This is a genomic window from Streptomyces sp. Y2F8-2 (assembly GCF_014905555.1).
Lineage (GTDB): Bacteria > Actinomycetota > Actinomycetes > Streptomycetales > Streptomycetaceae > Streptomyces > Streptomyces cynarae.
In genome coordinates this window covers 784,397-798,846 of record NZ_BNGS01000001.1, presented here as the reverse complement: position 1 = coordinate 798,846, position 14,450 = coordinate 784,397, and the positions used below count along the sequence as shown (strand labels likewise).

Genomic DNA, 14,450 nt, shown 5'->3' with positions numbered 1-14,450 from the left:
CCTCAGCCCCGGCGGATGGTGATCGTCGTCCAGGCGCCCACGTGCACCCGGTCCCCGTCCTGCAGGGGCACCGGCACGAAGGGCTGGATGGGCTCCTCGGAGCCGTTGACCGTGGTGCCGTTGGTGGAGTTCTGGTCGACGATCGCCCAGGACCCGTCCGGCTGCTGCACCAGCATCGCGTGCTGGTGCGAGACGCCCGGGTCCTCCGGCGGCACCGACAGGTCGATGTCGGGGGTGTCGCCGGTGGAGTGGCGGCGGCGGCCGATGGTGACCTGGTTGCCGGTGAGCGTGCGCTGCTGCTCCGGGGAGTACGCGGGCAGGTTGAGGCCCGCGGCCTCCGGTCCGGAGCGCTGCATCATCGCCATGAAGTACTCGCGGTCCGGGCCGATGGTCGCGGTCCAGGTCGCGGGCTGCTGCTGCTCGTACGGGCGCGGCGGGGCCTGGGTGGCGCCGGGCTGCGGGTAACCGTAGGCACCGCCCTGACCGCCACCGGGGCCGCCGGGGCCGCCCGGGCCACCCGGGCCGCCGGGCGCCGGGGCGGACGACGGCGGTGAGATCACCCAGTCGTCGTCACCGCCGCCGAAGGACGGACCGCCCGACTGCGCAGGGGCGGGCGGAGGGAAACCCTGGGTCGGCGGCGGGGGAGGCGGCGGACCGGGCCGCTGGAAGGCGGAGGGCGGTGCGCCCTGCGGGAAGCCCGACGGGGCACCCGGAGCCGTGGTCTGCGGACCGCCGGACGCGCCGGGACCACCCGGGCCACCGGGAGCACCGGGACCGCCCGGACCACCGGGCGTGGACCCGGGCGGCGGCGGAACCGGACGCGACGGATCGGCACCGAAGCCGGGCGGACCGGACGGACCGGCGGGACCGGCGGGACCGGCCGGGCGTGAGGCATCCGGGCCGAACCGCGTCGGCCCGGACGGCTCGCTGCCGAACGGCGGCGACGGCGGAATCGGTTCCGCAGGCCGGTTGACCTGCGACGGCCGGGACCTCTCGTAGTCGTACGAGTCCGGGCCGGGCCCGGCCGGTCGGCCCTGCTGGAAGTGCGGCGGCAGACCCGGCGCCGGCGTGCGCGGGGCGGCGGGGGTGTACGAGGTCGCCGTGTTGGTCAGGAAGTTCCACCGGCACTCCTCGCAGAACGGGGCGCCGCCCTCGCGGGGCGTACGGCACTGCGGGCACAGCTCCGGCTCGGAATCCGGTACGGCGGACAGCGGGCGTCCCCCCGGGCGGCCGCCCGCGCCCGGAGGCGGCGGGGGCGAACCCGGCGGCGGGTAGCCGTAACCGGCGGCGGGCGGCGGTGGAGGCGGCGGGGGTACGGCACCGGCCATACGGTGACCGCAGACCTCGCACCAGTCGTCGGAACCCGACTGGTGTCCGTTCGGGCAGGTCGGCATGTCGGTGCGTCCCCCTCTCCTTCTTCCGGTCACCGGGACCGGCGTGGTTCTCCAACCCCTGGGGGTCGGGCTGGCTGTCATGTCACTTCTTTACGCGAACAGTCTTTGTGGACCGTGTCTCGAGTGTCATCTCGTCGGCCTCCGCGACCTTCGCCTTCAGTCGCACAGTACCTGTCGCGGCATCGACCACGTCCACCACCTTCGCAAGCAGTTTCGCAGTATCCGCGTTCCCTGAGGCATTCGCGAGCTGAACGGCGCGGCCCAGTTTGGCCGTTGCGCCATCGAAATCGCCCTCTTTGCGCAGATCCAGCCCCTGCTGGATGACTTGGGCGAGTTCGGCCTGCCCTGTGTAGTGGGCGACCTGGGGGTTGATGGACGTGGACGCCGCCATGTCGTCGGTCCACACGGCGCGTACGAGCCCCTGGACGCCCAGGCTCTGGGCACTTCCTCCCCCACTCTCGGCTGAGGCACCCCCAGCCTGGGGTATGACCAAGGACACGCGCGCGGCCAGCATCTCCTGGCCGATGTTCGCCGCCGGGACCCGGACGCAGACGTGGTAGTCGCGGGACTCGTCGCCCCAGGAGCCGGTGGGGTAGTCCCCGGCGCGCGGACCCGCCTCGACCCGTCGGGCGGTCAGGTCCTCGACGGTGGGCGCCACCTGCTTGACGAATGCGATCTCCGTGCCGACGGGTGTCCACAGCCGCAGCGCGACGTCCGCGACCTCCTTGCCCATGGCCGTCTCCATCATTTGTGTGAAGTCGGCGGCGAGGGCGGCCGGATCGGCGACGATGTCGGCGGTGCCGAGCAGCGCGGAGGCGATCCCGGTGACCTCCTTGACCTCCCAGTCGGTGCCCACTCCCCGCGCGTCGCAGGTGAACCGGCCGGCGCAGGCGTCCAGCGTGGCCTTCAGCGCGTCGGGGGACTCGTGCTCGTTGCGGCCGTCGGTGAGCAGGATGCCGTGGCGTATGGAGACGTCCGCGGAGGACAGCAGCCGGTCCGCGAGCCGCAGCCAGGTGCCGATCGCGGTGCCGCCGCCCGCGCTCAGCCGGCGCAGCGCCTGTTTGGCCTGGCCGCGGGTGGTCGCGTCGGCGACCGCGAGCCGCCCGCCGCCCGGGTAGACCTCCTTGGTCACATGGGTGCCGCCGATCACCGCGAAGTGCACGCCGTCGCGCAGGGTGTCGATGGCGGCGGCGGTCGCCTCACGCGCGTTGCGCATCTTGGTCGGCGGATAGTCCATCGACCCGGAGCAGTCGACCATGATCGCCACGGCCGCGTCCGGGCCCTTCCCCGGCGCGTAGAGGTGGGGCGCCGTGACGGCGCTTCCGATCGTGCCGCCGCCGGTCGCCGTCACCGTGACGATGGCGTTGACCTCGCGGCCCCCCTCCGGCAGGTACTCGTTCTGGTAGACGTCCACCGAGAACTGCGGCACGTTCGACTTCGAGAAATTGGCCATGGCCGTATCGGATCCCCCTTGAGAAACCCACCGCGGTGGGTGACGACTGGTGGCGGACCGGTCCCCTCCGGTCCTGGGTCCTGCCGTCGAACTCCCCACGACAGGACTTGGGGCCCCTCTTTCGGCTCATGCCGGGCTGATCCGAATGAGGAGCCCTGGGGCCGACCCCTGCCGGCCCCGGGCGCGTCCGGGGCCCTCACGGCGCCCCCGGCACACCTCTCAGGCGGATCCTGCCCCCTGCGGCAGGGCCGGGAACGGGAGGACCGCCACTGTTACGTTGTCGTGCCCGCCGCCGTCCAGGGCGTGCCCCAGAAGTACCCGGGCGGCGTGCAGCGGGCGGAGCCCGGCGTCGAGCGGCACCACCTCGGCCATCTCCTCGGCGGCCTCCGCGTAGTTCCACAGCCCGTCGGTGCACACCACCACGACACCCGGCCGGTCCGGCTTGAACGACGCCGTGTGCGGGTCCAGTTCGTAGGCGTCCGCGCCGAGCCAGCCCGTGATCGCGTGGGCACGCTCGTCGGCGTACGCCTCGGCCTCGCTCATCAGGCCCGCGGCGACCATCTGCGCGGCCCAGGAGTCGTCCTCGGTGAGCCGGGCCGGCGGCGCGGCGCGGTCCACCGGGACCCAGTAGGCGCGGCTGTCGCCGACCCAGCCGACGACGAGCAGACTCGCGGTGACGACGGCGCCGACCAGGGTGCACGCGGGCGCGTTCTGGTGCGGGGCGTGCTCCTGGGCCGTCTCCGGCTCGGCGGCCAGGGAGTTGACGGCGTGCGAGGCGGCGATGATCGCGTCGTGCATGGCCTGCTGCGGGTGCGTGCCGCGCGGCAGGGCGTCGAGGAGCGCCTCGTTCGCCGCCCGGGCGGCGGCCAGAGAGGCGTCGTCGGGGCGGGTCGCCGAGGACACGCCGTCGCAGACGATCGCGACGACCGCGGGCGAGCCGTCGGGCAGCGCGGTCGAGGAGACCGTGAACGCGTCCTCGTTGCGGTGGTGGCGCAGGCCGCGGTCGCTGACCGCCGCGACCGCGCCCAACTCCTGCTCCAGGTGGTCGCGTTCGCGCGGCTGGGCGTGGCCGCAGTTCTCGCAGTAGCCGTCGCTGTCCACGGTGCCCGCGCGGCAGGCCACGCAGACCTTCGTGCCGGCGGGAGGCGTGGACGGCACGGTGGTGCGCGGGTCGACCGGCTGGGACGGGGTTCGCCCCTGCTCATGGGGGTCCTCCCGCTCGAACGACGCCGAGAGCGGGGGAGGAGCCGAGTGCTCGGGGGAGGCGAGGTGGTAGTCGTCGGGTTCCACGGGACGGTCGAACCGCACGCCCCTCCCGGCGGACGTGCCGGGAGGCTCGGCGCCGCCCAGGTCCGTGCCCGGCAGGTCGGTCGGCAGGTGCACCGGGGCGGGCGCCTGCGGGCCGCCGGTCGGCGGGGCGGCCGGCCAGTCCACCGGGGGTGCCTCCGAAGAGGCCCGTGGCACCGTGCCGTTCATGGTCAGTGTCGGGGGGTCGGACGGCGGGGCGGGCACCACCGACAGGTCGTACCCGCAGGCGCCGCAGTAGAGGTCGCCCGACTCCAGGGGCTCCTCACAGCTGGGGCACCGCGAAAGCGCCGTCGACCGGGGCATCTGCGACATCGATCACACCCACGTCCGGGGGCGGTAACGGTTTGCACGTTCCACCAGGTCGATCCTCTCCTCGCCGCCCTGTGCGAGTCTGGCCAGCGTCCGGTACGAGCGCTCCAGGCCGAAGCGCAGGCCGCGCTCGTCCAGGTCGCTGCCGAGCAGCGCCCGCCCGTCGGCCGGGGGCGGCGCGGAGCCCTGGCCACCGGAGAGTACCCAGTCCAGCGCACAGCCCAGGACCTCTGTGGACAACTGCTCGCGCCGCACGGCGTCCAGACCGTACGCCTCCAGCGCCTGCACCTGTCCCGCGGCGGCCACCAGGTCGTCCAGGAAGGCCTGGTCCGGTCCCCGGCCGGTGCGCTGCCGCAGCCGCGCCCGGACGGCGGCGACGCGGGCGGCGGTGTAGTGGATGGACGCCTCCGGCACGGACTCCAGGGTACGCACGGCACCCTGGCGGTCACCGGCGGCGAACCGGACGCGGGCGAGACCGAACGCCGCGCTGACGTAGCTCGGATCGGTCGTCCATACGAGGCGGTAGTACTCGGCGGCGTTGTCGAGCTGGCCGAGGACCTCCGCGCACAGGCCGAGGGCCAGCTTGGGCGCGGGCTCGCCGGGGAAGGCGTCGTAGACCGCGTCGAAGGAGAGCGCGGCGGCCTCGTGGTCGCCCGTGACGAGCGCGGTGACGCCGCGGTACCACACGACCCGCCAGTCGTCCGCGTGGTCCGCCTCCAGGGCCGCGAGGGCCTGCCCGGCACCCGCCGTCTCGCCCATTTCCAGCCGGGCGCGCAGCTCGCGCAGCCTCAGCTCCGGCGAGGCGGTGGGTGCGCTCCGCAGAGCGACGATCAGCTCGGCGGGCGCGGAGGCGATGAGACCGGCCAGGAAACCGGCGTTGGGGTCGCCGGGATCGACATGCGGGACCGGCAGCGCGAGCGCGGCGGCAGGGGCGTCGACCGGCTTGACGACGGCGGGGGCGCCGACGGCGGCCGCGCCACCCGTGCCCCCGGCCGCCGCCGGACCGGTACCGGCGGCGGGGGAGCCGGAGACGGCGGGAGGGGCGGCGGGGGCAGGGGCTTCGACGGCGGAGGCGGACGCAGCCCCCACGGTGCCCGGCGTGGCGGGCAGCGTACTCCCGGCTCCGGAGCCCGCCGTTCCCGGCGTGGCGGGCAGCGCACCCCCGGCCGACCGGCGCAGGCGGCGCGCCGGCACCACCCGGGCCCCCAGCCGCGACACCTCCTCGGCCTGCTTCGGGAACAACTCCGTGTCCGTGACCCTGAGTTCCGGACCGAACAGCGTCGACAGCGCGGGCCTCGGACGGCCCGTCCGAAGCGCGACGACCTCCCGCAGCACCCCCGTCAGCTGCTCCGACATCTCCTGCGCGGACGCGAACCGGCGCGCGGGGTCGGGGTCGGTGGCGCGGACCAGCAGCCGGTAGAAGGACTCGTACCGGCGGAAGACCTCGATGGTGTCCGGGTCGGGCAGGGAGTCGGCGTAGGCGTTCGTGTAGCCCTGGAAGTCGAAGGTGAGCACCGCCAGGGTGCGCGCGACCGTGTACAGGTCGGAGGCCACCGACGGGCCGACCTCCGCGACCTCGGGCGCCTGGTAGCCGACCGTGCCGTAGATGGCCGACTCGTCGTCGTCCATCCTGCGCACCGCGCCCATGTCGATCAGCTTGAGCTGGTCCTCGGTCTGGATGGCGTTGTCGACCTTGAAGTCGCAGTACAGCAGGTTCCGGCTGTGCAGATGGCCGAGCGCCTCCAGCGCCTCGATGCCGTATGCGCACGCCTGCTCCACCGGCAGCGGATCGCGTCGCCCGTCCGGTGCGCGACGCTCGTTGGCGATCTCCTTCAGCGACTTGCCGCCGACGTACTCCATGACGATGTAGCCGTCGAGGGAGCCCGTGCGCTGGTCGAGGTGCTCGACGAAGTTGTAGATCCGCACGATGTTGGCGTGCTCGATCTCCGCGAGGAAGCGCCGCTCGGAGATCGCCGCGGCCATCGCGTCCTGGTCGCCGGTGTCCAGCAGGCCCTTGAGGACCACCCAGCGGTCGGAGACGGCGCGGTCCACCGCCAGGTAGATCCAGCCGAGCCCGCCGTGCGCCAGGCAGCCCACGACCTCGTACTGGCCGTGCACGATGTCCTGGGCCTTCAGCTTCGGGACGAACGAATAGGGGTGGCCGCACTTGGTGCAGAACCCCTCCGTGCGCCCGGGCCGGTCGCCGCGCGCCCGCCCCACCGGGGCCCCGCAGTCGGAGCGCGAGCAGAACCGCTTGCGTTCGGGCACCTCCGCGCGCTCCAGCACCATGGCCCGCGGGTCGGGCCGCGGCACCGCCGGGACCTGCACCAGCCCCAGGCCGAGCCGGCTGCGGCCCGAACTCCCGGCCGTGGAACCGGAGCTGCGCACCGACACCGAGCGGCCGGTGGACTTCCCGGACAGCCGGCCCGACACCGACCGCCGCGACTGTGACGACCGCCTGGACTGCGACGACCGCGACGACGCTCCGGAACCGGGCCGCGCACCGCCGGTTCCCGAACCTTGGGAGCCCTTGCCGTCCGCGGTGCCTCCCGCGGGCGACGAGCCCTCCGCGCCCTTCGCCGAGACGACCGGCGCGAGCCCGCACGTGTCGCAGTACAGCTCGCCGCCGCCCACGTCCTCGTACGACCCCTCGCAGCCGGGCCGCTGGCACGTCCGCCCCGCCTGGCTCATGCCTCCCCCCTCCGGTCGGCCGGTGCGCCCGGTTCGGGCACGCGCGCGCCGAGCAGTTCCGCGGCCGCCCGCTGGTAGCGCAGCACCGCCTGCTCGGCGGCCCTCAGGTCGCAGGGTGCGCTCCACAGCATGCGGCGGGCCGTGTCGTACCGCTCGACCAGCAGCGGGTCCTCCGCCAGGCCGTGCCGGGCCACCTTCGCCTTGTACGCGTCGAGGCGGCCGCGCAGCTCGGCGCGGACCGCGAGCGGCGCGGTGACCGCCGTCAGCGACTCGCGGGCGCGCTGGAGTTCGTCCTCCGCCCTCTGCTCCAGTGAGTCCAGGAGCGGCGACAGGCGGTGCCACTGGGCGTGCCTGCGGTACTCGGCGGCCGTCGCCAACTGCTCCTGCAGCGCGGTGGGCGGACCGCTGACCGCGGGCACCTCCGAGGCGGCGATCTTCGCCAGCACCTCACCGCGCGCGCTGCGGGCCTCGGCCAGGGTGCGGTCGGCGCGGCTGAGCAGGTCGCGCAGTCTGACGAGCCGCTTCTCCGCGTCCTGACGCACCGTCAGTACGGCGTCGATCTCCCGGCGTACGTCCTCCAGGGCGCGCGCCTGGCGGTCGTACACCGTGGTGTCCGGCCTGCCGCCGCCGGGAGCCGAACTCCCCTGGGCCGGGACCCAGTACGCCAGCGGGTCGGAGACCACCTGCTCCCGCAGCCTGGTCAGGGTGCGGGTGATGCGCTCCAGGTCGTCGCCGGCCGGATGCTCACCGGGGCGTACGCCCACCGAGTGGGCGAGCTGACGCGTGCGCTGCAACTCCGCGGCCAGTAAATCGATGCGGGCGGGCAGCGCCGACCACACCGCGTCGGCGGCCACGACCATGTCCAGCGAGGACGCGTACAGGTCGTTCATCCGGTCCACGAGCTGCTCCAGGGTGAACTGCTCGCTGAGCCGGCCGGTGCCCGCCAGGGTCGGCGCGTTCGCCGTCGCCGTGGTGCCGCCCGCGACGGTGACGCTCGGGCCGCGCAGCAGTTCGGTCAGCTCGGCCAGGTCCTCGCGGCTCGACCAGCGTCTGCGGGAGCGGATCTCCCGGGCGGTGCGCAGCGTGTCCGTGTAGGCGTCGAAGTACGCCCACAGCAGGGTGATCGACGCCTCCGCCGACGCCCACCGCTCCTTGGTGACGCCGGTCAGTTCGGCGCCCTCGAGGAGTCTGCGGCCCGCGTGGTCCTGGAGGGCGAGGAGCGAGGTCTCTATGGCCTCGTGCTCCGCACCGAGCCGCGCCAGCGCACGGTCCACCTCGTCCCGGTCCAGCACCGGCCCGGTGGGTCCCGTGACGCCCATCGATCACCTCTCGCTCTCGTCGTTCCCCGCGCGCGTGTCCGGTGCGCCGGGGCAACTCTCCAGTGGTACCAGGTCGGTTGCGCCGGTTCAGGTGGAAGGCGGCTGTGACGGCGTCGAGTCCTTGCCCAGCGTCTGGGACAGCCACCTGGTGTACGAGGCCTGCCAGCCGTCCTTGCGGTAGTCCTCCAGCACCTGGTTGACCCGGCGTACCAGATCCTTGTCATCCTTGTTCATCGCCACGCCGTAGTACTCGGTCGTGAAGGGCTTCCCCTTGAGTTCGACGGTCGGGTCCTGGGCGGCCTGGCTCGCGGCGAGCGCTCCGTCGGTGACCACCGCGTCGACTTCGCCGAGTTGCAGTTTCACCAGGCAGTCGAGCTGGTTGGGGACGGTGGTGGAGATGTCGGCGGACGCGGCGAGCCGGCCGGACTTCCTGTCCTCGGTCAGCTTCGCGCCCGCGGTCGAGCCCTGGGCCGAGCAGATCCTCCTGCCGACGAGCGACGTGTCATAGCCCGTGATCGAGGACGACTTGGGCGCAAGGACCTGCTGACCGGTCGTGAAGTACGGCTCGGAGAAGGAGACGTCCGCCAGCCGGGCGCAGGTGATCGTCATGGTGCGCACCACCATGTCCACCTGGTGGTTCTTGATCGCCGGGATGCGCTGGTTGGTGGGGATGGCGTGGAAGCGGACGGCGTCCGGGCTGCCGGTGATCTGCCGGGCGATCTCGCGGGCGAGGTCGATGTCGAAGCCCTCGAGGTCGCTGCCCTTGCTGTTGGGGTCGCGGTAGCCCCAGTGGTAGCTGTTCTGGTCGACGCCCACCGAGAGATAGCCGCGCTGCTTGATGGCCGTGACCGCCCGGCCCGTCTCGTCGTTCGACGGCGGCGGGCTCATCCGCTCCGGGTGGCCGTCGCAGGAGTCGTCCTTGGCCTGCGTGGCCTGGGCGAGGCCCGGGCCGCCGGTGCCCGTGGAGCCGTTCCCGCGGGGGTGGGTCAGCGGCAGCAGCAGCGCGAGGACCAGGGTGAGCGCGCAGGCGACGAGCATCGCCGCCACGCCGCCCCAGCCCTTCAGGCTCGCCCTCAGACGCCGTGCGATCATCGCCGCTCCCCCTCTCACCGGTACTCCGACAGCCTGCGCCCGATGCCGAGCACCGCGCCGGAGGCGCCCAGCACGGCGAGGACGGCCGCGCCCACCGGGAGCCCGGTCATGGCGTCCCGGCCGTCGCTCGCCGCCTGCACGAACTCACTCTCCTCGTGGTCCAGCGCCTTCGCCAGGTTCGCGTCCACGCTGTCGAAGCACTCGCCGGTGGGCTGGTCCGCCCTGGAGCCGATGATCTTGTTCAGGGCCGCCTGGTAGTTGCCGTCGTCGTCGGCCGCCCGGGCCTGCTTGTGGCGCTCCTGCCACACCTTCATGTTGCCGGTGGCGGCCTTCACGGGCTGCTCGCCCGCCTGGTCGTCGGCGAGGGAGGCCGCCTTGGCCAGGGTCGTGCCGAGTGCGTCCATGTCCTGCTGGAACGCGTAGTCGTAGGCGTCCTCGACCACCCCGCTCGGCAGCTTCTTGGTCTCGGCGCCGCGGCTGACCAGGGTCAGGTTCTCGTTTCCGCGCGCGTTCAGGGACGCGATACGGGCGTCGTGCAGCACGTTCAGCGAGCGGATGCCGTGCGCGTACGAGGAGTTCAGGCCCGCGCGGGCGACGCTGTGGCCGGCGACCAGCCACAGCAGGACGATCGCGGAGGCGGCCGTGGCGGCGACCAGACCGTGGTTGAGCACCCGGTTGGTCCGCAGGTAGTGGCGGCGCTGCGCCCAGCCGAGGGCGGCGAGCGCGAGGACGCCGAGGGCGAGGGCGAACCAGGGATACGGAGTGGCGCTCTTGTAGTCGGAGCGCAGCCGCTGGTTCTCCTTGGTGTACAGGTCCTGGGCGGCCGGCAGCATCTCCTGCTGCATCTTCTCGTTCGCCGCCCGCAGATAGGCGCCGCCGACCGGGAAGCCCTGGCGGTTGTTGGCGCGGGCACGTTCGATGAGGCCCTTGTACTCCGGGAGCAGCGTGTTGAGCTTGGTGATGGTGGCCGCGGAGGGGGAGCCGGGCTCGGCGTTGGCGGCGGCGGTGACCAGCTTGGCGGCGGCCGTCCGGATGTCCTTCTCGTAGCGGAGGGTGGTCGCGGCGGGTTCCTGGCCGCCCGCCAGGAAGCCGCTGGAGGCCGCGGTGTTGGCGTCGGCGAGGGAGCGGTAGATGTCGGCGGCGCCCGCGCTGAGCGGCTGGCTGCGGTGGAGCACGTCGTCGGCGGCGCCCGCGCGGTCGGTCATCTGCCAGGCGGTGACGGCGCCGAAGGAGACGACGAGCAGGGCGAGGACGGCGCCGATGACGCGGAGCCGGCCGGGTTCGGTGGCGGCGGCGGCGCGCAGGCGGTCGGCGCCCTCGGCGAAGGCGGTGCGGCGGGGTGCGAGGGGCGTCGCCGGTGGGGCGACGCCGTGCTGCAGCTGTGTCACCTGACCTCCCCCTTGGCCATCCGTCGCGGCAAGTATCGCCGCCGGGGGTGCTGTCCGCACAGGGCTTTGGGTGATCTTGTTGCTGAGCTGTGCCGTTTTGCCCCTCCCCCCGCTCTTGAATACGCGTTCTGGTGGTGTTCGGTTCCCGGGGGTGGGGTGGGCCGGGGGAGGTTGCGCAGCCCGGCGCTGACGGGGTGCCTCCCCCCAGTGCCTCAACGGCCTGGGAGGTACCCCCGGCGCCCACCCGTCCCCCCAGCGGCACGACTGCCCGCAGCTGCGCAGGCCGACTGCCCGCAGCCACGGCAGCTGCGGTGGCCGGGGCGGCCCGGCGGCTGCCGTAGCCACGCTCCGCCCGGCGCCCGCGCTACGTCCCCTCGTAGTACCCCCGTACCCGTTCCTGGGCCTGCCGCGGGGCGCCCTCGTGGTCCAGGCCCAGTAGTGCCGCTCCCAGGACCGGGCGGGCCGTGACCACCTGGGGGACCGCCTTCGGGGCCTTCGACGCCAGGAGGTCCCTCACCGCGCCGTCCAGTTGGGGGTGCCGGGCCGCCAGGATGCTGCCGCCCAGTACGACCGGGGTCTCCTCCTCCAGGAGGTCCAGCCGCCTCAGCGCCACCGTCGCCATCGTGACCACCTCCTCCGCCAACCGGTCCACGACCGCGCGGGCCACCGGGTCGCCCTCCTCGGCCGTCGCGAACAGCACCGGGGTCAGCTCGTGGCGCCGGTCGTGGGCGATGTGTCCCAGGTGCAGCGCCTCGATGAGCGCGTACACCGAGGCGAGACCGAAGTGCGCCGGCAGCGTGCGTGCCAGGGCGGTGGAGCCGCCGCGGCCGTCCTCCGCGCGCGCCGCCCACCACATGGCCTCCTCCGCAAGGCCCCAGCCGCCGCCCCAGTCACCGGAGATGCGGCCGAGTGCGGGGAAGCGGGCGGTGCGTCCGTCGGGGCGCATGCCGACGCAGTTGATGCCGGCGCCGCAGACCACGGCGACGCCTCTCGGTTCGGCCACCCCGGCCCGCAGGATCGCGAACGTGTCGTTGCGCACCTCCACCGTCGTGCCCCACGCGCGCGCGTGCAGCGCGGCGGCCAGCTGCTCCTCCTCCACCGGCAGGTCGGCGTTGGCCAGGCAGGCCGAGACATGGGCGACCGAGGCGACCCCCGCCGCCGCGCAGGCCCGCTCGACGGCTTCCGCCAGGGCGTCCACCGCCGTCTCCACGCCCACGGCCGGCGGCCGGAACCCCCCGCCCCGCGCGGTGCCGAGGACCTCGCCGTCGGCGGCCACCACGGCGACGTCGGTCTTGCTGTTGCCCGCGTCGATGGCGAGGACACTTGCGGTCAGGCCCACGCGAGGTGCTCCCGGTTGTGCGCGATCAGTCGGTCGGTGAGGGCGTCGGCGTGGTCGTACTGGCCGATCAGGGGGTGGGAGAGCAGGGCGCGGAAGACACGGTCCCGGCCGCCGCGCAGGGCGGCGTCCAGGGCCAGCTCCTCGTACGCCGTCACGTTCGCCATCAGCCCCGCGTACAGCGGGTCCACGGCCGGTACAGGCAGCGGGGCCGGTCCGTGCGGGCCGACGGCCGCCTGCACCTCGATCACCGCGTCGTCGGGGAGGAAGGGCAGCGTGCCGTGGTTGTACGCGTTCACCACCTGGTACGGCGACCCGGAACCGCCGAGCAGCGCCGCCGCGAGGTCGACCGCGGCCTCCGAGTAGTAGGCGCCGCCCCGCCGGGCGAGCAGCGCCGGCTTCTCGTCGAGCGCCGGGTCGCCGTACATCTGCAGCAACTCCCGTTCCATGGCGGCGACTTCGGCGGCGCGCGAGGGCTTCGTCCTCAGTTCCCGCACGACCTCGTCGTGCGCGTAGTAGTAGCGCAGGTAGTACGACGGGACCACGCCGAGCCGGTCCACCAGGGCCCTGGGCAGGCGCAGATCGGCGGCGATCGCCTCGCCGTGCTCGGTGAGCAGCTTGGGCAGCACGTTCTCGCCCTCGGGGCCGCCCAGGCGCACACCGGTCTCCCAGGTGAGATGGTTCAGGCCCACATGGTCCAGGTGCACATCAGCCGGGGTGACCCCCAGCAGCGCGGCGAACTTCCGCTGGAAGCCGATCGCCACGTTGCACAGTCCGACGGCCCGGTGGCCCTCCTTCAGCAGGGCACGGGTGACGATGCCGACAGGGTTGGTGAAGTCGATGATCCAGGCCTTCGGGTTGGTGCGGCGGACCCGTTCGGCGATGTCCAGGACCACCGGCACCGTACGCAGCGCCTTGGCGAGGCCGCCCGCGCCGGTCGTCTCCTGGCCGACGCAGCCGCACTCCAGCGGCCAGGTCTCGTCCTGCTCCCGCGCGGCCTGGCCGCCGACGCGCAGCTGGAGCAGCACGGCGTCGGCGCCGTCCACGCCGGCGTCCAGGTCGTCGGTCGTCACGATCCGGCCGTCGTGCCCCTGTTTGGCGAAGATCCGGCGGGCCAGCCCACTCACCAGCTCCAGGCGTTCGGGCGCCGGGTCGACGAGGACCAGCTCCTCGACGGGCAGGGTGTCGCGCAGCCGGGCGAAGCCGTCGATGAGTTCGGGGGTGTAGGTCGAGCCTCCGCCGACCACGGTGAGTTTCATGAACAGTTAACCCTTCACTCCGGTCAGCGTGACGCCCTCTACGAACGCCTTCTGGGCGAAGAAGAACACGAGGATCACGGGGGCCATGACCAGCACGGTCGCGGCCATGGTGAGGTTCCAGTCGGTGTGGTGGGCGCCTTTGAAGGACTCCAGGCCGTAACTGAGGGTCCAGGCGGCCGGGTTCTCCGAGGTGTAGATCTGGGGGCCGAAGTAGTCGTTCCAGGCGTTGAAGAACTGGAAGAGGGCCACCGCGGCGATGCCGGGCTTCGCCATCGGGAGGACGACTTTCAGCAGGGTGCGCATGTCTCCGCAGCCGTCCACCTTCGCCGCGTCCAGGTACTCGTTGGGGATCGTCATCAGGAACTGGCGGAGGAGGAAGATCGAGAACGCGTCCCCGAATGCGAGCGGGATGATCAGCGGCCACAGGGTGCCGGACAGATCCAGCTGCTTTGCCCAGAACAGGTACATCGGGATGACCACCACCTGGGGCGGCAGCATCATCATCGAGATCACCAGCATCAGGGAGAGGTTGCGGCCCCGGAAGCGGAACTTGGCCAGCGCGTACGCCACGGGGATCGAGGACAGGACCACGAGGACCGTGCCCGCGCCGGCGTAGATCAGGGTGTTCTTCCACCAGGTGAGAAAGCCCGGGGTGTCGAAGACCTTGCGGTAGTTGGCCCACTCCCAGGTGTGCGGGATCAGGTCCCGGCTGAGGGCCTGGTCGTCGCTCATGAGCGAGGTGAGGAAGACGAAGACGAAGGGGAGGGTGAAGAACAGGGCCGCGGCGATGCCGAGGGAGTGGATGGCTATCCATTCCAGGAGCGCCTTGCGGCGGGCCGTGCGTTCGGCGGGGGAGGCCGGGGTCTTCAACTCCACGGGCCGGTCCAGTACTTGGGTCATC

Annotated in this window: 10 protein-coding genes; all 10 read right to left on the bottom strand. The window is 73.1% G+C overall.

From position 1 onward, the window contains the following. Nucleotides 1-2 precede the first annotated feature (2 nt). The 10 genes from SY2F82_RS03565 to SY2F82_RS03520 all read right to left on the bottom strand — a co-directional run bounded on the left by SY2F82_RS03565 (nt 3) and on the right by SY2F82_RS03520 (nt 14,449). Nucleotides 3-1,394 carry an FHA domain-containing protein gene (locus SY2F82_RS03565; protein ID WP_200417427.1) on the bottom strand — a complete coding sequence of 464 codons (1,392 nt, stop codon included), beginning with the start codon at nt 1,392-1,394 and terminating at the stop codon, nt 3-5. Nucleotides 1,395-1,476: 82 nt separating this feature from the next. Next, on the bottom strand, nt 1,477-2,847 hold the full coding sequence (locus SY2F82_RS03560; protein ID WP_200417426.1) for a VWA domain-containing protein: 1,371 nt from the start codon (nt 2,845-2,847) through the stop codon (nt 1,477-1,479). Between the two features lie 219 nt (nt 2,848-3,066). Then, entirely contained in the window at nt 3,067-4,467 is a 1,401-nt protein-coding gene (locus SY2F82_RS03555) for a protein phosphatase 2C domain-containing protein (RefSeq protein ID WP_200417425.1), read from the bottom strand. Between the two features lie 3 nt (nt 4,468-4,470). Beyond that, on the bottom strand, nt 4,471-7,155 hold the full coding sequence (locus SY2F82_RS03550) for a serine/threonine-protein kinase (protein WP_200417424.1): 2,685 nt from the start codon (nt 7,153-7,155) through the stop codon (nt 4,471-4,473). After that, the gene (locus SY2F82_RS03545; RefSeq protein WP_200417423.1) at nt 7,152-8,474 is read right to left on the bottom strand and encodes a hypothetical protein; all 1,323 of its coding nucleotides are present in this window, start codon (nt 8,472-8,474) and stop codon (nt 7,152-7,154) included. Before SY2F82_RS03545 ends, SY2F82_RS03550 begins: the two co-directional genes overlap by 4 nt. An 87-nt stretch (nt 8,475-8,561) precedes the next feature. Continuing rightward, on the bottom strand, nt 8,562-9,566 hold the full coding sequence (locus SY2F82_RS03540; protein WP_200417422.1) for a glutamate ABC transporter substrate-binding protein: 1,005 nt from the start codon (nt 9,564-9,566) through the stop codon (nt 8,562-8,564). A gap of 14 nt (nt 9,567-9,580) precedes the next feature. After that, entirely contained in the window at nt 9,581-10,954 is a 1,374-nt protein-coding gene (locus SY2F82_RS03535; RefSeq protein WP_200417421.1) for a hypothetical protein, read from the bottom strand. A 364-nt stretch (nt 10,955-11,318) separates the two neighbouring features. Beyond that, nucleotides 11,319-12,293, bottom strand: coding sequence for an N-acetylglucosamine kinase (locus tag SY2F82_RS03530; RefSeq protein ID WP_200417420.1), 975 nt, complete (start codon nt 12,291-12,293; stop codon nt 11,319-11,321). Next, complete coding sequence (locus SY2F82_RS03525; protein ID WP_200417419.1) at nt 12,284-13,549, bottom strand: 6-phospho-beta-glucosidase; 1,266 nt, start codon at nt 13,547-13,549, stop codon at nt 12,284-12,286. The genes SY2F82_RS03530 and SY2F82_RS03525 overlap by 10 nt, the downstream gene beginning before the upstream one ends. A gap of 6 nt (nt 13,550-13,555) precedes the next feature. Further along, entirely contained in the window at nt 13,556-14,449 is an 894-nt protein-coding gene (locus SY2F82_RS03520; protein WP_200417418.1) for a carbohydrate ABC transporter permease, read from the bottom strand. Nucleotide 14,450: the final 1 nt, after the last annotated feature.